The organism is Mesorhizobium sp. WSM4846 (assembly GCF_055811415.1).
This window is the reverse complement of record NZ_JBVVPZ010000009.1, coordinates 20,080-38,715: the sequence shown is the minus strand read 5'-3', so window position 1 is coordinate 38,715 and position 18,636 is coordinate 20,080. Positions and strand designations below refer to the sequence as shown.

Below are 18,636 nucleotides of genomic sequence, written 5' to 3'. Positions count from 1 at the left end.
TGACCGCCGGAGTAGAATTATCGATGCCTCCGACTGTCACCGGCCTGTCATCCACCTGCGCTACCCGCTTGCGCCAGAGCAAACGGGGAATCGCCTTGTCATGACGGATGTTTCCGGAGAACTGGTTTTTCGCCGCGGCAAGCAAGTTGGCAAAGCCGTCTACCAGAACCGCCCGCTGTCGAAGGCAGGCCTCTCCGAGCGGCTCTTCGCCTTGCTGTTTTCCGGCCTCGTCTATCCGCAGATCTGGGAAGACCCCGACGTCGACATGGAGGCGATGCAGCTTGGCCAGGGCCACCGCGTCGTCACCATCGCTTCGGGCGGCTGCAACATACTTGCCTATCTCACCCGGTCACCCGAAAGGGTCGACGCCGTCGATCTCAACGCCGCCCATATCGCGCTGAACCGCATGAAGCTCGAAGCGGTGCGCCATCTGCCGTCGCAGGGCGACCTGTTCCGTTTCTTCGGCGCTGCCGAGACCCGTCACAATTCACAAGCCTACGACCGTTTCATCGCGCCGCATCTCGACCCGGTCAGCCGCCACTACTGGGAACATCGCAACTGGCGCCGGCGTCGCCGCATCGCCGTCTTCGACCGCAATTTCTACCAGACCGGCCTGCTCGGCCTGTTCATCGCCATGGGCCACCGCACCGCCAAATTCTTCGGCGTCGATCCGGCCGGCATCATGGAAGCCAAAAGCATGGCCGACCAGCGCCGCTTCTTCGACGAGGAACTGGCGCCGGTCTTCGAAAAACCGCTGCTGAAATGGGCAACATCGCGAAAAGCCTCGCTGTTCGGCCTCGGCATTCCGCCGGCGCAGTACGATTCGCTGATCACCTCGGGCGACGGCACCATGGCCAGCGTGCTGAAGGCCCGGCTGGAAAAGCTCGCCTGCGACTTTCCGCTGGAGAACAACTATTTCGCCTGGCAGGCTTTTGCCCGCCGCTATCCCAATCCCGGCGAGGCGGCGCTGCCCGCCTATCTCGAAAAACGCAACTACCAGGCGATCCGCAACAATGTCGACCGCGTCGCCATCCACCATGCCAATCTGATCGAGTTCCTTGCCGGCAAGGATGCCGGTTCGGTCGACCGCTTCGTCCTGCTCGATGCGCAGGACTGGATGACCGACGACCAGCTCAATGCGCTGTGGGCCGAGATCACCCGCACCGCGTCGACCGATGCCCGCGTCATCTTCCGCACTGCGGCCGAGCCCAGCCTGTTGCCCGGCCGGGTCTCCAATTCGCTGCTCGACCAGTGGAGCTATGCGGACGAGGCCTCGCGCCAATTCTCGGCCCGCGACCGTTCGGCCATCTATGGCGGCTTCCACCTCTATGTGAAGCAAGCCGCATGAGCGCGACCGATCTGCCGGCCAGGCGCGGCGAACCGCCGGCCGGGCACGCCGAACTGATGGACGACGTCTACCGCTGGCAGCGCCACGTCTACGACCTGACCCGCAAATATTACCTGCTCGGCCGCGACCGGCTGATATCAGGGCTGGATGTGCCGGCCGGCGGCACCGTGCTCGAGCTTGGCTGCGGCACCGGCCGCAACATCGTCCTCGCCGCCCGCCTTTATCCCGACGCCCGCTTCTTCGGTCTCGATATTTCAGCCGAAATGCTGGAAACGGCCACTGCTGCCATTGCCCGCGAAGGTCTTTCCGGCCGCGTCAAGCTGGCGCGCGGCGACGCCACCGATTTCGACGCGAAGGCGCTATTTTCCATCGAAAGCTTCGACCGCATTTTTGTCTCCTATTCGCTGTCGATGATCCCCGGCTGGGAGAAGACGATTTCCGCGGCACTTGCAGCCCTGTCACCCGGCGGTTCGCTGCACGTCGTCGATTTCGGCCAGCAGGAGGCCCTGCCCCGCTGGTTCCGCACGCTGCTGCGCGGCTGGCTGAGAAAATTCCACGTCGAGCCGCGTGAGGCCCTGCGGGACGTCCTGGAATCGGAATCTGCAAGACGCGGCGCAACCCTTCGGTTTAGAACGCTTTACCGCGATTACACTTGGCTGGCCGTGATCAAGATCGCCAGCTAGTTCCGCAGCCCAGAGGATTTGCTCTTTGACTGAGCCCTGTGGAGGGTCGCTGCCGACCGGCCTGCAACCGCCAATCTCCAACGTCTGCGATTAGCCATAAGCCCCCGCGCCTTCGTCATCCTAGGTCAAGCAAGGAGCGAAGCGACACGGCGCAGAACCTGGGATCCATTCCGTGACATCAGCCGAAGAATGCAGCGGCTCAGAACCAAAACAGCAGTGATCCGTCGCGCCCCCCTCTGTCCTGCCGGACATCTCCCCCACTTGGGGGGAGATCAGATGTCGCGTCCGGCTTCCCCAATCTTCAACGTTGAAAGAAGGGTGAGGCGCGCGAGCTGCCAATCTCCCTCCTTGTGGGGGAGATGTCCGGCAGGACAGAGGGGGGCGCCTCGCTCCGCGATCGAAGGTTCTGCACCGCAGCAGCGCTCCAAGGTCACGGAATCCCAAGATCGGTCGCGTCGCTTCGCTCCTCGCCAGACGGGCGGGCGCGTGTTGATCGTGGAAGGCCTTTGGCGACAGCTGCATAGACCCTGCGGCGAGCGATCGCCGCATTCCTCTAATGCAGCGCCTTCACCAGTGCTGCCAGCATGATCTGCGGCCGGTAGCCGAGCTTGGCCGGCGTCAGGCCGAGCCGCACCACCACAAGCTGCGCCGAGGGGATTATGGCGACCGTCTGCCCGTCATGGCCTTCCATCCAATAGCTATCCCTTGGCAGGCCCGCAGCGATGCCGGCGCCGGGGCTCTCCTCGTCGCCCGGACCCTCGATCCACACCTGGCCCCTGCCGTAGACTTTCGAGGCGGTTGCGGCTTCCCGCATCCAGGCGACGAAGCCCGCAGGCAGGACCTCCTGGCCGTTCCAGACACCATCCTGCAGCAGGAACTGGCCGAAGCGCGCCCAGTCGCGGGCGGTGGCGTAGAGATAGGACGAGCCGACGAAGGTGCCGTGCTCGTCGGTCTCCAGCACCGCGCTCTGCATGCCGAGCGGGTCGAACAGCGCAATCCTTGGCCACGCCAGCGCCTTGTCCTTGTCGCCGACCGCATCCTGCCAAAGCCGCGACAGCATCGCTGCCGTGCCGCTTGAATAGGAAAATACCTTGCCCACCTCGCCGGTCAGCGGCTTGGATCCGGCAAAGCCCGCCATATCAGGCTCGAGGTAGAGCATCCGCGTCACGTCGGTGACGTCGCCATAATCCTCGTTGAACTCGAGCCCGCTCGACATCGCCATCATGTCGGCGAGGCTGATGGCGGCGCGGCCGTCCGCTTTCCAGGGTCCGAACAGGCCCTGGTTCGTCATCACCATCTTGCCGTCCTTCACCACCGTGCCGACGATCGCGGCATTGACCGTCTTGGTCATCGACCAGCCAAGCAACGGCGTCTTTTCCGTAAAACCTGCGCCATAACGCTCGGCGATGACGCGGCCGTTTTTGACCACCACCACCGCCCGCATACCGGCGCCGGTAATCGCAGGATCGTCGAGGATTTTCGCGATCTCGGGGTTTTGCGATGCGTCGACCTTGTCGCCCTCCGGCCAGAGCGCGTCGAGCGGCGGCGCCGGTGTCAGCGCCGGCCCGGCGACTGCTTTGGCCCGGGCGATGTCGCCGCCCGGAACCGCGGTGCAGCCAAGCCCGTCTCGAACGACGGCGACGCTCTTGCCGAACACGCCGAATAGCCCGGCCGAAACCGTGCCCTGTTCCTTGTCGACGGACACCCTCATCAGCCGCAGCAGTGGATGGCCCGGCGCCTGCACGTCGACTGCGAGCACCTCATCGGCATCGCGTCCGGCGAGAAAGACATTCGAGCAGACGATCTTGGCCGTATAACCCGAGCCGACTCGGATCAGTTCCGGCGGCGCGATGTAAAGCCAGGCGGCGAGTGCTGCGACCGCCAATACGGCCAGCCCGGTGAGCCACTTCACCAGCCTCAGAGCAATCTGCATTTTCCGATTCCCCCGGACGCTCATCTATGCCATCGATTTGCCGTCATTGCTTCGGCAAAATCGCGGTTCTGGTCGAGCGCTGTCAACGGAATATCAACCATGATCAGCGATGACTGATGCATGTCGCCCAAAAGTGCGCAGCGGTTTTGGGACAACGACATGCATAAAAACAAAGATTAAGGCGCGCCGAAGCGGCGCGCTCTGGGGATAGGAGAGCGGTCCTGTGGGGCGATCGCTTGGGGGCACGGTCGAGGGACCACCTGCAGCAACAACCCATCAGCGGCCGGCTGAAACCGGTTCAGGAGTAGCGATGCGCCGTTTCGCGGCTTTCATCTTGCTGACGCTGCTGGGCGCCTGCTCGACCGTCGACGATCTTGCGCCTCCCTCATCGGGCGCCCCGAGCGTTGCGGTGCGCGCACCCCGTTTCGACGACTCCGACCCGCATGAGTGGGACAGCGGCGCGCCGTGGAGCTATGCCGTTCATGGCACCGACGTCTCCAAGTACCAGACCTCGGTCGATTGGCCGGCGGCCAGGGCCAGCGGCATTTCCTTCGTTTTCATCAAGGCGACGGAAGGCGGCGATCGCTTCGATTCGTATTTCAACGAGCATTGGAGCCGCACGAAAGCCGCCGGAATCCCGCGCGCCGCCTATCATTTCTACTATTTTTGCACGCCGGCCGCGACGCAGGCGCGCTGGTTCATCCAGAACGTGCCCAGAGACCGGTCGGCAATGCCGCCGGTTCTCGACATGGAATGGAACCCGCAATCGCCGACCTGCAAGCTGCGCCCCAATGCGGCCACGGTGCGCAGCGAGATGAGCACTTTCCTCGAAATCGTCGAAAAGCACTATGGCAAGAAGCCGATCATCTACACCTCGATCGATTTCTTCGACGACAACGGCCTGTCGGCCTTCCGCGGCTATCCATACTGGCTGCGTTCGGTGGCCGGCCATCCGCGCAAAAGATACGGCAGCCACCCGTTCACCTTCTGGCAGTACACCGGAACCGGTATTGTGCCGGGCATCTCAGGCAAGGCCGATATCAACGTGTTCAACGGCTCGGAAGCCACCTGGAACAAATGGCTGCGGCAGAACACCCGTTGACAGCGGGCCTGCAGCCTGCTTTTCGACACAGCCAATGAAGGACGCCTGCAACCGCCGGTAATCTTCTCGGGAGGATGGCGATGCGATTGCGCTTGGAAATTCTCGCGGCGCTGTTTCTGGCCGCCACGGCGCCGGCGGTGGCACAGCAATGCGGCGGCGATTTCCAGGCATGGAAGCAGGGCGTTGTGGCCGAGGCGAAGAACGCCGGCGTCGGCACTGCCGGACTTGAGGCGCTGGAAACCGCCGCTCTCGATGGAAAGGTGCTGGCGCGCGATCGCGCCCAAGGCGTCTTTACCCAGACCTTCATCGAGTTTTCGAACCGCATGATATCGGCCTATCGGCTGAAGCAGGGCGCGGCCATCTTGAAGAAACATGCCGACGTGTTTGCCCGCGCCGATCGCGAATTCGGCGTTCAGGCCCCGGTCATTGCCGCCTTCTGGGCGCTGGAAACCGATTTCGGCGCCGTGCAGGGCGATTTCCAAACGCTGAACGCGTTGGTCACGCTCTCTCACGACTGTCGTCGCCCGCAGCTCTTCCGGCCCCAGATCGTGCCATTGTTGACGCTGATCGATCGCGGCGTGGTCCCGGCCGACGTCACCGGCGCCTGGGCGGGCGAAATCGGCCAGACGCAGATGCTGCCTTCCGACTATCTCGGCCGAGGCGTCGACGGCGACGGCGACGAAGTGATCGACCTGCGCGGCAGCGCGCCTGATGTGATCATGACCACGGCCAACAAGATCACGTCGCGCGGCTGGAAACGAGACCAGCCCTGGATCGAGGAAGTCCGCGTGCCGGACGACTTGCCATGGGACCAGACCGGCCGCACCAACAAGCTGCCGCTGACGCAATGGGCTCAGTGGGGCGTCACCAACCCGAACGGCACGCCGCTTGCCGACAACGGCCTGAAGGCAGGCCTCGTGCTGCCTATGGGCCGCAACGGGCCAGCCTTCCTGGTCTACGACAATTTCGACGTCTATCTCGAATGGAACCAGTCCTTCACCTATGCGCTGACCGCGGCAAATCTCGCCGCGCGGCTGGCGGGTGCGCCGCAATTCGACCCGCGCAATCCCGAACCCGGCCTCAACGGCGACCAGATGAGGGCATTGCAGACAAAGCTCGAGGCCAGAGGCCATGACGTGGGAACAGTCGACGGCATCCTGGGCACCAACACCCGCGAGGCGATCCGCAAGGAGCAGATGCGGCTAGGCCTGCCGGTCGACGGCTGGCCGACGCCGGAACTGTTGGGGAAGCTCAGTGAGTAGTGGGTAGGGAGTAGTAACTAGTGAATGATGAATGGTGAATGGTGAATGGAATTAGATATTCACTACTGACTACTGACTACTGACTACTGACTTCACTATTCACTAATCCATCATCGCCTGGCAAGCAGGAAGTCGATGAAGACTCGCAAGGCCGGCGGAACCTGCCGGGAGCTTGTATGATATAGGTAAAAGCCCGGAAATCTCGGCGACCAGGCTTTGAGAAAACGGATGAGCTTGCCGGTTTCGATCCACGGTCGAACCTGGTAATCCAGCATGTAAGCCACGCCGATCCCATCCAGGGCCGCCCTGATCATCAGTTCCGTGTCGTTGACCGTCAGACCGCCGTTCACGGCTATTTCCAAAGCGTGTTGGCCTCGCGCGAACTCCCATCGATAGACGTTGCCGCCACCGGGCCACTGGAAATTGATGCATTGGTGATGGTGCAGGTCGGCGGGATGATGGGGCATGGGGTGATCCTCGAGATAGCTGGGCGCCGCCACTGCGGCCATCTCCAGCTCCCCGCTGAGTTTCACCGCCACCATGTCCTTATGCAGCCGCTCACCAAGCCTGATTCCGGCATCGAATCGTCCCTCGACAATATCGGTCAGCATGTCGTCGACGATGATGGTGAGGGCAATATCGGGATAGGCGCGGCGGAAATCGCCGAGGATGGGCACGATGAAACGCATGGCGGCGATGCGTGGAACATTGATACGCAGCGACCCTGCCGGTCGATCGCGTGATGCATGCGCGTCGGGTTCGCTGAATGCCGGAGCGAGGCGGGCAAACAGCGTTTCGCCTGCAGCGGTCGGCGACACGCTGCGGGTCGTGCGGTTGAGCAGCCGGACACCGACACGCTCCTCCAGCCCGCGTATCGTCTGGCTAAGCGCCGGCGGCGAAATCCTGAGCCTGGCCGCGGCGCGGACAAAGCTGCCTTCCTCGACGATCGTCGCGAACGCCCTCAGCTCGGAAAACTCGGTCCCTCGCATTATGTACCCCAGACTTAACACACCTGTTCGATCATAGGCTATTATCTGATCAATAGCATGCCCCTAACTTCCACATGGAACGCCGCCGCTCGATTTGGAACGGCCGTAGCCAGACGAGAAAGGGACAGCTATGTATCATTCGCTTGAAGGCAAAATCGCGCTCGTGACCGGCAGTTCGCGCGGCATCGGCCGCGCCATCGCCGAGGGGCTCGCGGCAAACGGCGCGGCCGTGGTCGTCAATTATGTCGGCAACGAGAAAGCCGCTCAGGAAGCCGTTGCTGCCATACGCGACAATGGCGGCAAAGCCGTCGCCATTCAGGCCGATATCTTCAGCGCTTCCGACATTCGCCGGCTGTTCGATGAAACCGAGAAGCAGATGGGCGCGATTGACATCGTCGTCGCCAATGTCGGCGTCGCCGTCATAAAGCCGTTCGTCGAGGCCACCGAAGCCGACTTCGACCAAGTCTTCGGCGCCAATGCCAAAGGCACCTTCTTCACGCTTCAGGAAGCGGCGCGCCGCGTGCGCGACGGTGGCCGCATCATCGCGGTTTCCACCGGTGGAACCAAGATGTTCTTCACCCAGACCGCCCTTTATCTCGGCAGCAAAGGAGCCGTCGAGCAGTTCGTCCGCGTCCTCTCTCGCGAACTCGGACCGCGCTCCGTCACCGTGAATGCGCTTTCGCCGGGCTTTACCGACACCGACCTGCTTCCGCAGCGGGATCGCGCGATCGCCGCCGGGATGTCGCCCTTCGGCAGGATCGGAGCGCCGCGCGACGTTGCCGATGTCGCGGTTTTCCTCGCCTCCGACGAGGCCCGCTGGCTGACAGGCGAGAACATCCAGGCCGGCGGCGGCGTTGCTTAGTGGGTAGTGAATAGTGAATGGTAGTGGCAGTGGAATTAGGCAGTCACCGCTGATTACTGACTACTGACTATTCACTATTCACTATTCACTATTCACTATTCACTAATCCGCCATCGTCTCGAGGCTGGCGAACCCTTGCGGCGCATCGCCTTCGTCGAACGGCGTCGTCACCTCGACGAAGGTGTCGGGATAAAAGCCGTTGAACCGTGTCCTCAGCGACAGCGAATAGGCGCCGATATGGCCGATCTCGATCCAGTCGCCGGTATCGACCGTTTCCGGCAGCCAGAACGGCCGCGACAGGATGTCGACGGAATCGCAGGTCGCGCCGCACACTTTGAACGGCACGATGGTCTTCTCCTCGCCGTTGCGCGAGCGGATCGCCGGGTCTGGAATGAAGCGCGCCGGCAGCGTGATCTTGCCGGTCCATGAATCCGACAGCGACGCCCAGATGCCGTCATTGATGTAGAGCCGCTTGCCCTTGCGCAGCAGCACGCGCACGATCAGCGACAGGCAGCGCGCCACGATCACCCGGCCCGGCTCCGCCACCAGCGGCATCTGGTCGAACTGGTATTCCTTGAGGTCGCCCGACAGCCGCGACATGATCTGGCCGAGCGACGGCATCTCGACCTGCTTGCGGTTGGGATCATGGCCGTATTCGGCGGGAAAACCGCCGCCGACGTCGAGCCCGGCAATGTCGAAGCTGACGCGGTTGCGCACCCAGTCGGCCGAGGCCAGCGCGCGCTCATAAGTGTCGGGATCCTCGATCTGGCTGCCGACATGAAAGCACAAGCCGACCTTGTAGCCGGTCCGGTTCAGCCGTTCGGCCAGTTCGACCGCATTGGCCGGTCCGGCGCCGAACTTCTTCGACAGTTCGTAGGCGGCCGATCCTTTCGTCTGGATGCGCACGAACACGGTGATCGCACCCGGATCGATGTCGAGCGCCCGCACCACGCGGGTCAGCTTGGTGATCTCGTCCTCGTGGTCGAGCGAGATGACCCGGATGCCATATTTCTCCAGCGCCAGCTTGATGTCCGACTGTGCCTTGACCGGATGCATGTAGAGCATCTCGGCGTCGGGCGAGACCGCGCGCACGGCGGCGAATTCGCCGGGCGAGGCCACGTCGAAAGCGCCGACGCCGGCCTCGACCAGCGCCTTCAGCACGATCTGCTCGCCGTTGGTCTTGACCGCATAGGCGGTCTTGCCGGGAAACATGCCCATGAACTGCCTGGCGTCCGCCTTCAGCACCTGCGGGCGGAAGCAATAGATCGGATCGTCCGGGCGAAGCGCCAGCGCCGCTTCGCGCGCATTTTCGAATTGCTGCATGGACGAATCCCTTTGGCTTGGACTGCGCACAATTAATCCAACCTATGCGGGAATGAAAACAATTCTGTGTCTCGCACCCCTGACGCTGCGGCGCTACGGCAGATGATGCAATGCTAGTCCACTGATCTGGTTTCGGGTGGCCCTTGCCATCAAACAGGATATGGCCTGAACAGACGCCTGATTGACTTGGCATTCAGAACCATCCGGGAGGATTCTCCATGGCGATCACAACCACGACGGCAATGCGCGGCCCCATGGTCTTGAAAGACTGGGCGCAGCTTCTGCTGCTCGGTGCGATCTGGGGTGGCTCGTTCTTCTTTGCCCGCATTGCGGTTGCCGAGATTCCGCCGCTGGTGCTGGTGCTGTTTCGCGTCGCCATCGCGGCGCTTGCGCTGCATCTCTATCTCGGCCTGCGCGGTCCGTCCTTCCGCATCGCCTTGCCGCATGCCGCCCTGTTCTTTCTGCTGGCGCTCGTCAACAACGTCATACCGTTCTCGCTGATCTTCGCCGGCCAGACCGAGCTTGGCGCCGGTGTCGCCTCGGTGCTCAATTCGACGACGCCGTTCTGGACGTTGATCCTCGCCAACGCGCTGACATCAGACGAAAAGCTCTCCTGGAACAAGCTTGCCGGGATCGCGCTCGGCATCGTCGGCACGGCGGTGATGATCGGTCCCGGCCTGCTTGCCGGGCTGGGCGGTCCGGTCTGGGCGAAATTTGCGCTGGTCGGCGCCTCGCTGTCCTATGCGGTGGCCCTGATGATCGCCCGCCGCTTCAAGGGTGTGCCGTCACCGGTCATCGCCACTGGACAATTGACCGCTTCGACCATCATCATGATCCCGATCGTGCTGCTTGGCCACGGCACTGCCAACCTGTTTTCGGCCTCGCCGCCGGTCTGGGCGGCGGTGTTGGCGCTGGCCCTGCTGTCCACCGCCTTCGCCTACATCCTCTATTTCAACCTCGTCGCCTCGGCCGGCGCCACCAACGCCTCGCTGGTCACGCTCATCGTGCCGGCCAGCGCGATCCTGCTCGGCTTTCTGTTCCTGGGCGAACGGCTCGAATTGTTCGAGCTCGGCGGCATGGCGCTGATCGCGATCGGCCTCGTCACCATCGACGGCCGCCTGTTCGGCCGACGCTGATGCATGTCGCCCAAAAGCACGCCCTCGGGCTTGAACCGAGGGTACGTAGCGGTTTGCGATAACGACATGCATGACCAACAAGCTGAAGCGGGTCGCTTCCCAGGCCTGACACGCTTGAGGGTCCAATCGGACGCCCAAACGACGCTCCAACTCAACTTGTCGAATCTTCGTACCGACGCGAAAATCGATTCCGACTTTCAGCGGCGGTAGCGCTGCCATACCCATTCTTGCCCCAGCTCCGTCACATTTTGTACACAGGGCCGAAGCGGGATTTTGCCGAAGAGTTTCAATGCCTAACGGCAAATGGCCTGTCCCAAATTCCACATTGTCGTCGCATTGCAGCATAGTTTCCGCTTGCCTGTGGCAGAAATGCCCCTAGACTCTGGCCATAGCTCTTTAAGAGGAGGCTATGACATGGGGCTTACCAGGCCAATCAACGCATTGATGATTTGTGCTGCATTTGCATTCATCGGGGCGCTGATTATGGGCTTTCTTCCGTAGACCCGCCAAGCAACGGAAGCAGCACAAAATAGTCCAAGTCATTGAAAAGGCCGGGTTTTTTACCCGGCCTTTTTGCATTCCCGGATTTGACGGGGGAGTTACGCCGCGGCGGATCCCGCGGCTTCAGCCTCGTGCGAGCGGATGCCGATCATGTGGCAGATGGCGAAGACCAGATCGGCGCGGTTCATGGTGTAGAAATGAAAATCGCCGACGCCGCGCTCGACAAGGTCCAGCACCTGCTCGGCCGCCACCGCGGCCGCCACCAGCGCATGTGTCTGCGGGTCCGTCTGCAGCCCGTCGAAGCGCTCGGCCATCCACGCCGGCACCAGCGCGCCGCAGCGCGCCGAGAAATTGGCGACCTGGGTAAAATTGTGGACTGGCAATATGCCCGGCACGATCGGTATGTAGATGCCCGCCCGCCGCGCCCGCTCGACATAGCGCTCGTAGAGGTCGTTGTCGAAGAAGAACTGGGTGATCGCCCGCGTCGCGCCATTGTCGACCTTGCGCTTCAGCATATCGATATCGGTGGCGAAATCCGGGCTCTCCGGATGCTTTTCCGGATAGGCGGAGACCGAGATGTCGAAATCGCCGACACCTTTCAGCGCCCCCACCAGTTCGGCGCCGTTGGCATAGCCGTCCGGATGCGGACGGTAGGCGGCGCCGACGCCCTCGGCCGGATCGCCGCGCAGGGCGACGAAGCGGGTGACACCCATGTCGGCGAATTCCTGGATGACTTCATCGACCTCGTGACGCGCCGCATCGACGCACGTCATGTGCGCCGCCGGCGTCAGCGTCGTTTCGTTGAGGATGCGCTTGACCGTGCGCGCCGTGCGCTCGCGGGTCGAGCCGCCGGCGCCATAGGTGACGGAGACGAATTTCGGCTTGAGCGGCTGCAGCCGGGTGACGGTGTCCCACAGCCTTGCTTCCATCTCGTCGCTCTTCGGCGGGAAGAACTCGAACGAAACCCTGATCTTGTCGCCAATGTCAGGGCGGCGGGAAAAGCGGAACTGGTTCATCAAGCGGTTTCCCCTATCGGAAAGGCATTGGCCGGTTGTGCGTGGTTGGAAGGATCGGCGATCAGCATGCGCTGGTCACGGCCGAGCCACAGTTTTACGGTGAGCCTGGGCTCGTTGCCGGCGCGCGGCTCGAATTCCTGGCTCTCCTCGAGGTCGAGCCCAGCCTCGGAAAACCACTCGGTGATCTGCCGGTCGGCAAAGCCGAGCCGCACATGCGCGTGGGCGTCGCGCAGGAATTCCAGCGAATGCGGAGCGAAATCCACGATCACCAGCCGGCCTGCCGGACGCAGCAGCCTTGCTGCCTCGCGGATGGCGCGGGCAGGATCGTCAAGATAGTGCAGCACCTGGTGGATGGTGACGAGATCGAAGGCGTCGCGCTCGACCGGCGGCGCAAAAATGTCGCCCTGGCGCACCTGCGCATTCGAGATGCCGGCCTTGTCGAGATTGGCGCGCGCCACCGTCAGCATCTCGCGCGACATGTCGATGCCGATGCCGCGCCGGTAGAGCGGCGAAAAGATCTCGAGCAGCCGCCCGGTGCCGGTGCCAAGGTCGAGCATCGACTGGAACGGCCGCTTGCCGACGAGCTTGAGCAGCGCCGCCTCCACGGCGCGGTCCGGCACATGCAGCGAGCGGATGTGGTCCCAGCTTGCGGCATTCACGGAGAAATATTCGGCGGCGCGATCCTGCCGCTTGCGCTTGACCGCCGCCAAGCGCTCGAGGTCACGTTCGACCTGCGGATCGGCGCCCCGGATGCCGGAGACCAGCCTGAGCACGAAGTCCCGCGCCGCATCCGAATCCGACAGCCGGAAGAAGGCCCATGAGCCCTCCTGATAGCGGCCGATCAGCCCCGCCTCCAGCAACAGCTTCAGGTGGCGCGAGACGCGCGGCTGCGACTGGCCGAGGATTTCGGTGAGATCGGAAACGGTGAGATCGCCGCGCGACAGCAACGCCAGGATTCGCAACCGGCTGGATTCGGCCGCCGCCTTCAATGTATCTACCATGGTGTCGAGCGCGACGTGCATGCGAGCATTCTCTTTGAAAAGATATAAACATATGTTTATGTCGATGTTGATAGCCTTGCAAGCGCTATGTCGCTCCCGGACAAGAAAATGACGCATGCGTGGCGGATCGCGCACAGCCGGAAGCAGGATCGGGGCGAAAACCATGTTCGAAACGCGCAGCGGCGAAAAGCTTCTGGAAACTGATCCCGCCGATATGCCGCCGGACGGCCATGTCGTCTTCATCGGCCGCATCGCCTCGCCCTGGACCACGCGGGACACTTGCCCCAAGAACATGAGAGCCGCGCGCGAAACCGGACAGCCGGCGGTTCTCACGATCGACCTGCCCTATCGCGAGGGTCTGATTGGGCTTGCACGCGCCAGTCACGTCATCATCCTGTCCTGGCTGCACCACGCCCCGCGGACCCTGATTGTTCAGAAACCCCGCCATGCGGCTGAACCGACGGGCGTTTTTTCGCTGCGCTCCCCGGCCCGGCCGAACCCGGTCGGGTTGCATATCGCCAGGCTCGTCGCCCTCGACATCGAAACGGGTCGTATCGATGTCGATGCCATCGACCTGCTCGACGGCACGCCGGTGATCGACATCAAGCCTTATTTCGCTTCGACCGATGCCTTTGCCGACGCGACCATTGCCGGACGGGACGAGCCCGGACAGGTCATACCCGGACAGGTCATGCGATGAGCGCGCCGACCGGTCGCCGCCGCGCCATCGCCAAGGCGCTGACAGCGCTTTTGCCGCTGGCGCCCTATGCCGACATGGAAAAGATCCGCGCCGACGCCGGCGCGGTGCATATGAAGAGCTTGCCGCCGAGCATTGCCGTATGGCTGGCGACAATAGCCCACATCCGTCATGCGCACACCGACTACGAGAAACTGCTGGCCGAAGGCTATGACCGCGACTCGGCGCGTTTCTTCGTCATGGAACAGACCAACATGGTGCTGACCCGCTGGCGCGCGACACGTCTGCTCGAGGACGACGGTGAGGAATAGCCAGATACCCCGATGGCTCATCCGCAACCCCGGCCTGTGTCTTGTACCACCCGCCGCAGCGCTCTATCGCGTCTGGACGAAGACGACCTGACGGAGGACGTGATGAGCAACTTGATCGATCCGCACGCCAAACCACTGCCCTCGCTCTCCGACCGTCACATAGACCCGCACTCCTACCCCGATGGTGTTGCCTTCCTGGACGGGCAGTATCTGCCGATGTCGCAAGCCAAGATCTCGGTGCTGGATTGGGGCTTCCTGCATTCCGACGCCACCTACGACACGGTGCATGTCTGGGACGGTCGTTTCTTCCGCCTCGACCTGCATCTCGATCGCTTCTTCGGCGGGCTGGAAAAGCTGCGCATGACGATCCCGTTCGACCGCGATGGAGTCGCCGAAATCCTCCACAATTGCGTGGCGCTGTCGGGTCATCGCGACGCTTATGTCGAGATGCTGTGCACGCGCGGCGCCTCGCCGACCTTCAGCCGCGACCCGCGCGACGCCGTCAACCGCTTCATGGCGTTCGCCGTTCCCTTCGGCTCGGTCGCCAACGCCGAGCAATTGCAGCGCGGCCTGCATGTGGCGATCAGCGACAAGGTGCGCATCCCACCAGCCTCGATCGACCCGACAATCAAGAACTACCACTGGCTCGACCTGGTGCGAGGCCTCTACGACGCCTATGACCGCGGCGCCGAGACCGCACTGCTCCTCGATTTCAACGGCAATGTCGCGGAAGGCCCCGGCTTCAACGTCTTTTGCGTGGATGACGGCAAACTGTCGACGCCGGCTGTCGGCGTGCTGCCAGGTATCACCCGCCGCACCGTCTTCGATCTCTGCGCGGAGGCAGGGCTTGCCGTTGCCGCGGCCGATGTCAGCGTCGCTGCGCTGCGTCAGTCCGATGAGGTCTTCATCACCTCGACCGCCGGCGGCATCATGCCGGTAACGATGATCGACGGTGTTCCGGTCGCGGACCGCAAGGTCGGTGCGATTACCAGGCGCCTCATGGCGATCTATTGGCAAAAGCACGGAGATCCGGCCTGGTGCAGCCCGGTGCACTATCCCTGACCATCCCTGGCCTCAGGCCCGGTAAATCCACTGCTCGGGCACACGCACCGAAATCTCCTCGCCGGCCGTGATGCGGCCTGGTTTTTCCACCCAGGCGACAAGGCCGCGCAACCGCTTTGCCGCCTTCGGGAACAACAGCGCGCCGGCTTCACGGTCGGCCATTCCGGCATTTTCGGCGACCGATCGCCCGGCGATGCGGCAAGGTCCGTTCTGCGCGTCGACCTTGACGGTGACGCCTCCTTTAAAGAACAGCAGCGTGCCGGACGGCAGCATCGAGAGATGCGGCAGGCCTTCGATCAACAGATTGGCGCCGATCCACTCCGGCTTGATCTCGGCGATGGCCATCCGCCCTGCCACGATCGCCAGCTCGTCCGCGGCCACGATCGACAGCTGCCGCTCGTTGCGCATCTCGGTGCCGCGCGGATACCAGGGCTCGCGCCCGCCGGAGCGCCGCGTCGCGCCGGCGTGGAAATCGCCGTCGATGCCGTCGAAGCCAAGCCGCAATTCATCCACCGCGCGTGTCTCGAAATGATCCGATGGCGCGACGTAAAGCGCGGCCACCCGCGCGACAAGTTTCCGCGCCGGGATGATTTCGACCGGGTTTACCGTCTCGGGGAAGAGGTCCAGCATAGGCTTCGCTCCGTGCGTGATGCCAAGCAATTAGCCGCAGTGAGTTCATCAGGTCCAGCCTAAAGCACTGATGCTCCAGTCAAGCAGGCTGATGCGATTACACCGGCGCCTTCCAATGCCGGTGCCGTTCGCGCCAATCAGAGCATGCGCAACAGCGCCCCGCCGATCGAATAGCCGGCGCCGAAGGCGCAGAGCAGGCCATAGTCGCCGGCGTTCATGTCGGCGTGGTTTTCCGACAAGGCGACGACCGCACCGGCGCCGGCGGTGTTGCCGAGGCGCTCCAGCACCATCGGCGCGCGGTCATGGTCGACCTCGTGGCCGAACGACAGCTTCAGGATCATGGCGTTCATACGTGCATTGGCCTGATGCAGCCAGAAGCGCCGGATCGCTTGCGGCGTCAGCCCATGCTCGGCCAGGAACTCGACGATGAATTTATGTCCGGCGACGGTGACTTCCTTGAACACCTTGTTGCCGACCTGCTTGATCAGGTTGCCTTCCAGGTTGATCATATACGGATCGTCCTGGGCGGTGCGCGTGTAGTAGCCGAGATTGGTGCGGATGTTGTTGGACATCTGCGTCCAGGTCCGGGTGTCGAGCACCTCGAAGCGTCCCGGCCGCTTGTCGCCCTGGGCAAGCCCCTCGACGACCATCGAGACCGAAGCATCGCCGAAGATGAAATGCGTCTGCCTGTCGCGGAAATTGAGATGGCCGGTGATGATCTCGGGAGTCGTCACCAGCACGCGCCTGTGTGCGCCCGCCCGCACCAGATTGACCGCGATATGCAACGCCGCCGCCGCCGACGAGCAGCCAAGGCCCATGTCGAAGCCGGCGCCCTTCGTGCCCATCGCCTGCTGCATCTCGATAGCGATCGCCGGATAGGGCCGCTGGTGATGCGAGGCCGAGCAGATCACCAGGTCGATATCTGATGGCTCCAGCCCGGCATGGTCGAGCGCTTTCCTGGCCGATGCGATGCCGAACTCGGCTTCCAGCGACAGCGCATCGTCTGGCCGCGCCGGAATGCGCGGCGCCATGCGGCTCGGGTCGAGAATGCCTTCCCGCTCGATCACATGGCGCGTCTGCACGCCCGAAGCATGGACGATGAAGGCGCTGTCCGACTTCTGCAGCAGCGTCTCGCCCGAAGCCTGGCGGCGGACATTCTCCATCTCGACCCAGGCATTGAAGCTGTCGACCAATTCCTCATTGGTGATCGAAGGCTCGGGGATTTCAACGCCGATGCCGCTGATGATGACGCGATGCATTTTCAGTTCGTCCCCATGCGCAGGCGCTACGGCTTGATGTGGGCGCCGCGAGAGTTCGGCGCAACATTATTCGCATCAAGCTAGTTTAAGCCGGCTTAAATCAAGGGCCTGAGGCACAAGACCACAACCTTGCGTGGCTGAAATACGCGTTGTGGCGAATCAAGCGCAGCCAGGCAGTGCGTCTCGGTGTGGCCAATCGTTTCTATGCAGCGCGCCGCGCGACGATGAAAAGGCGCGGGAAACGCAGCAGCACCTTGCCGTTCGCCGTCTTCGGATAGGCTTCGGTTATCCCAGCGGTGTAGCGCGTGAGAAAAAACCGTCGCTCGTCCGCGTCGAGCGGATCGAGGAACGGCTTCAGCCCCGTCGACTTCAGCCACTCGACGATTGCCCCGGCATCGGCCAGCGGATGATTGTAGGCGGTGTGCCAGATGTCGAGCCGGTCGGAGAACGGCGACAAAAGATCGTAATAGAACGACACCGGCGGCAGCGGTCCGCGCGCAGCACCCTCAAGCTTTTCGGCAAACGGCATTTCGGCCGCCGTCTCGCGCATCAGCCGGTGCGACGGCTCGCCCATATTGTCGGGCATCTGCACGGCAAGCGCGCCGCCGGGCGCCAAAAATCCCATCAGCCGCTGGAAGATCGCCGGATGCTCGGGCAGCCACTGGAATACCGCATTGGCGAAGATCACGTCGACCGGCTCTTCGGGCTGCCACGCCGCCGCATCCGTCAGTTCGAAGGCCACTTCCGGCAGACGTGCCCTCGCCTTCTCGATCATGTCGGGCGAGCTGTCCAAACCGCTGACCTGCGCGCTCGGCCAGCGTTCGACCAGCAATTCGGTGGAATTGCCCGGCCCGCAGCCGATGTCGACCACCCGGCGCGGCGCCGCCACCGGCACCCGCGCGACGAGATCGCGCGCCGGCCGCGTGCGCTCGTCCTCGAATTTGAGATATTGGGCGGCGGACCAGTCGGGTTTTGCTTTTGCGACTGTATTCACCGATAGACCTCGCGACGGTCGCCGACTTGAACCACCCAAATTGCGAGCGCGCTATCGTCGATCCTTGTCAGAATTCGGAATGAACCCACACGGCATTTCCAGAGACCTGCAAGCGGTCCTGTTAGCGCTTCGCCAAGTTCACGTGGATTATCGCGCCGCGCGAGCCTGTTTTCCAGGAAGTCTACATTCCGACGCTGATCGGACCTTTGCAATCTGGAGATATCCTTCAGCGCACGCTTCTCGAATTATTCACACGTTCAACCGTCACTGCGGTTGCTTGCATCGTCCAATCCCAGTCGTTCCTTGACTTCGGCCAGAGAAAGCCAGTCACCTGATCGTCGTTAAGGCGTTCGAGGGCGATCAGTCCGTCCTCCAAATCCTGAATTTGCTCGACAATGGCGGCAACGACCACGTCGTGTTTTGTCCGGCCAGTTTTCCTTGCCACGATCTCAAGGCGTTTTTGCAGCGCGGTAGGAAGCTCCACATTAAGCATGTTGTCTCCTTCCGGTGATTCTACGAGCAGCCTG

19 protein-coding genes are annotated in these 18,636 nt (G+C 62.9%); 9 read left to right on the top strand and 10 right to left on the bottom strand.

The features are described from left to right. Nucleotides 1-100: 100 nt before the first annotated feature. Both AC0L15_RS10760 and AC0L15_RS10755 read left to right on the top strand, forming a co-directional pair. Nucleotides 101-1,348, top strand: a complete 1,248-nt coding sequence (locus tag AC0L15_RS10760; RefSeq protein WP_473496313.1) for a BtaA family protein — start codon at nt 101-103, stop codon at nt 1,346-1,348. After that, nucleotides 1,345-2,031, top strand: a complete 687-nt coding sequence (locus tag AC0L15_RS10755) for a class I SAM-dependent methyltransferase (protein WP_287249525.1) — start codon at nt 1,345-1,347, stop codon at nt 2,029-2,031. The genes AC0L15_RS10760 and AC0L15_RS10755 overlap by 4 nt, the downstream gene beginning before the upstream one ends. A gap of 553 nt (nt 2,032-2,584) precedes the next feature. Here the strand turns inward: AC0L15_RS10755 and AC0L15_RS10750 are convergent. Continuing rightward, nucleotides 2,585-3,964: a serine hydrolase domain-containing protein gene (locus AC0L15_RS10750; protein ID WP_473496312.1), complete on the bottom strand. Its 1,380-nt coding sequence runs from the start codon at nt 3,962-3,964 to the stop codon at nt 2,585-2,587. A 310-nt stretch (nt 3,965-4,274) separates the two neighbouring features. On the opposite strand from AC0L15_RS10750, the gene AC0L15_RS10745 reads away from it, so the two are divergent. Together AC0L15_RS10745 and AC0L15_RS10740 are read left to right on the top strand one after the other, a co-directional pair. Further along, a complete protein-coding gene (locus AC0L15_RS10745; RefSeq protein ID WP_287320601.1) occupies nt 4,275-5,066 on the top strand; it encodes a glycoside hydrolase family 25 protein in 792 nt (263 codons plus the stop codon). A gap of 80 nt (nt 5,067-5,146) precedes the next feature. Continuing rightward, nucleotides 5,147-6,328 carry a lytic murein transglycosylase gene (locus AC0L15_RS10740; protein WP_473496311.1) on the top strand — a complete coding sequence of 394 codons (1,182 nt, stop codon included), beginning with the start codon at nt 5,147-5,149 and terminating at the stop codon, nt 6,326-6,328. 110 nt (nt 6,329-6,438) lie between these two features. Here the strand turns inward: AC0L15_RS10740 and AC0L15_RS10735 are convergent, their stop codons facing one another. Further along, complete coding sequence (locus AC0L15_RS10735; protein ID WP_473496310.1) at nt 6,439-7,317, bottom strand: LysR family transcriptional regulator; 879 nt, start codon at nt 7,315-7,317, stop codon at nt 6,439-6,441. Between the two features lie 130 nt (nt 7,318-7,447). Between AC0L15_RS10735 and AC0L15_RS10730 the strand changes: the two genes are divergently transcribed. Continuing rightward, complete coding sequence (locus tag AC0L15_RS10730) at nt 7,448-8,179, top strand: SDR family oxidoreductase (protein WP_473496309.1); 732 nt, start codon at nt 7,448-7,450, stop codon at nt 8,177-8,179. A gap of 102 nt (nt 8,180-8,281) precedes the next feature. Here AC0L15_RS10730 and AC0L15_RS10725 read toward each other — a convergent pair whose 3' ends face one another. Then, nucleotides 8,282-9,502: an alanine racemase gene (locus tag AC0L15_RS10725; RefSeq protein ID WP_287065047.1), complete on the bottom strand. Its 1,221-nt coding sequence runs from the start codon at nt 9,500-9,502 to the stop codon at nt 8,282-8,284. A gap of 218 nt (nt 9,503-9,720) precedes the next feature. On the opposite strand from AC0L15_RS10725, the gene AC0L15_RS10720 reads away from it, so the two are divergent. After that, a complete protein-coding gene (locus tag AC0L15_RS10720; RefSeq protein ID WP_287249517.1) occupies nt 9,721-10,638 on the top strand; it encodes a DMT family transporter in 918 nt (305 codons plus the stop codon). Between the two features lie 599 nt (nt 10,639-11,237). On the opposite strand, the gene metF is transcribed toward AC0L15_RS10720, so the two are convergent. Together metF and AC0L15_RS10710 are read right to left on the bottom strand one after the other, a co-directional pair. Further along, on the bottom strand, nt 11,238-12,155 hold the full coding sequence (metF, locus tag AC0L15_RS10715; protein ID WP_128174212.1) for a methylenetetrahydrofolate reductase [NAD(P)H]: 918 nt from the start codon (nt 12,153-12,155) through the stop codon (nt 11,238-11,240). Then, nucleotides 12,155-13,177: an ArsR/SmtB family transcription factor gene (locus AC0L15_RS10710; RefSeq protein ID WP_128174215.1), complete on the bottom strand. Its 1,023-nt coding sequence runs from the start codon at nt 13,175-13,177 to the stop codon at nt 12,155-12,157. The genes metF and AC0L15_RS10710 overlap by 1 nt, the downstream gene beginning before the upstream one ends. 142 nt (nt 13,178-13,319) lie before the next feature. Here AC0L15_RS10710 and tsaA point away from each other — a divergent pair, with 142 nt between their 5' ends. From tsaA to AC0L15_RS10695, 3 genes are all read left to right on the top strand, one after another. Then, nucleotides 13,320-13,856: a tRNA (N6-threonylcarbamoyladenosine(37)-N6)-methyltransferase TrmO gene (gene tsaA / locus AC0L15_RS10705; protein ID WP_287249515.1), complete on the top strand. Its 537-nt coding sequence runs from the start codon at nt 13,320-13,322 to the stop codon at nt 13,854-13,856. Next, a complete protein-coding gene (locus tag AC0L15_RS10700) occupies nt 13,853-14,164 on the top strand; it encodes a DUF2293 domain-containing protein (RefSeq protein ID WP_287249514.1) in 312 nt (103 codons plus the stop codon). The genes tsaA and AC0L15_RS10700 overlap by 4 nt, the downstream gene beginning before the upstream one ends. Before the next feature lie 102 nt (nt 14,165-14,266). Beyond that, entirely contained in the window at nt 14,267-15,226 is a 960-nt protein-coding gene (locus tag AC0L15_RS10695) for an aminotransferase class IV (RefSeq protein WP_287249513.1), read from the top strand. 12 nt (nt 15,227-15,238) lie between these two features. Here AC0L15_RS10695 and AC0L15_RS10690 read toward each other — a convergent pair whose 3' ends face one another. The 5 genes from AC0L15_RS10690 to AC0L15_RS10670 form a co-directional block, all read right to left on the bottom strand. Then, on the bottom strand, nt 15,239-15,856 hold the full coding sequence (locus tag AC0L15_RS10690; protein ID WP_091594098.1) for an MOSC domain-containing protein: 618 nt from the start codon (nt 15,854-15,856) through the stop codon (nt 15,239-15,241). A gap of 137 nt (nt 15,857-15,993) precedes the next feature. Further along, nucleotides 15,994-17,115 carry a beta-ketoacyl-ACP synthase III gene (locus AC0L15_RS10685; RefSeq protein WP_287249510.1) on the bottom strand — a complete coding sequence of 374 codons (1,122 nt, stop codon included), beginning with the start codon at nt 17,113-17,115 and terminating at the stop codon, nt 15,994-15,996. A gap of 202 nt (nt 17,116-17,317) precedes the next feature. Next, the gene (tam, locus tag AC0L15_RS10680; RefSeq protein WP_473496308.1) at nt 17,318-18,109 is read right to left on the bottom strand and encodes a trans-aconitate 2-methyltransferase; all 792 of its coding nucleotides are present in this window, start codon (nt 18,107-18,109) and stop codon (nt 17,318-17,320) included. Then, nucleotides 18,106-18,321 carry a type II toxin-antitoxin system RelE family toxin gene (locus AC0L15_RS10675; protein ID WP_473496307.1) on the bottom strand — a complete coding sequence of 72 codons (216 nt, stop codon included), beginning with the start codon at nt 18,319-18,321 and terminating at the stop codon, nt 18,106-18,108. The genes tam and AC0L15_RS10675 overlap by 4 nt, the downstream gene beginning before the upstream one ends. Nucleotides 18,322-18,335: 14 nt before the next feature. Then, nucleotides 18,336-18,602: a hypothetical protein gene (locus tag AC0L15_RS10670; protein ID WP_473496306.1), complete on the bottom strand. Its 267-nt coding sequence runs from the start codon at nt 18,600-18,602 to the stop codon at nt 18,336-18,338. Nucleotides 18,603-18,636: the final 34 nt, after the last annotated feature.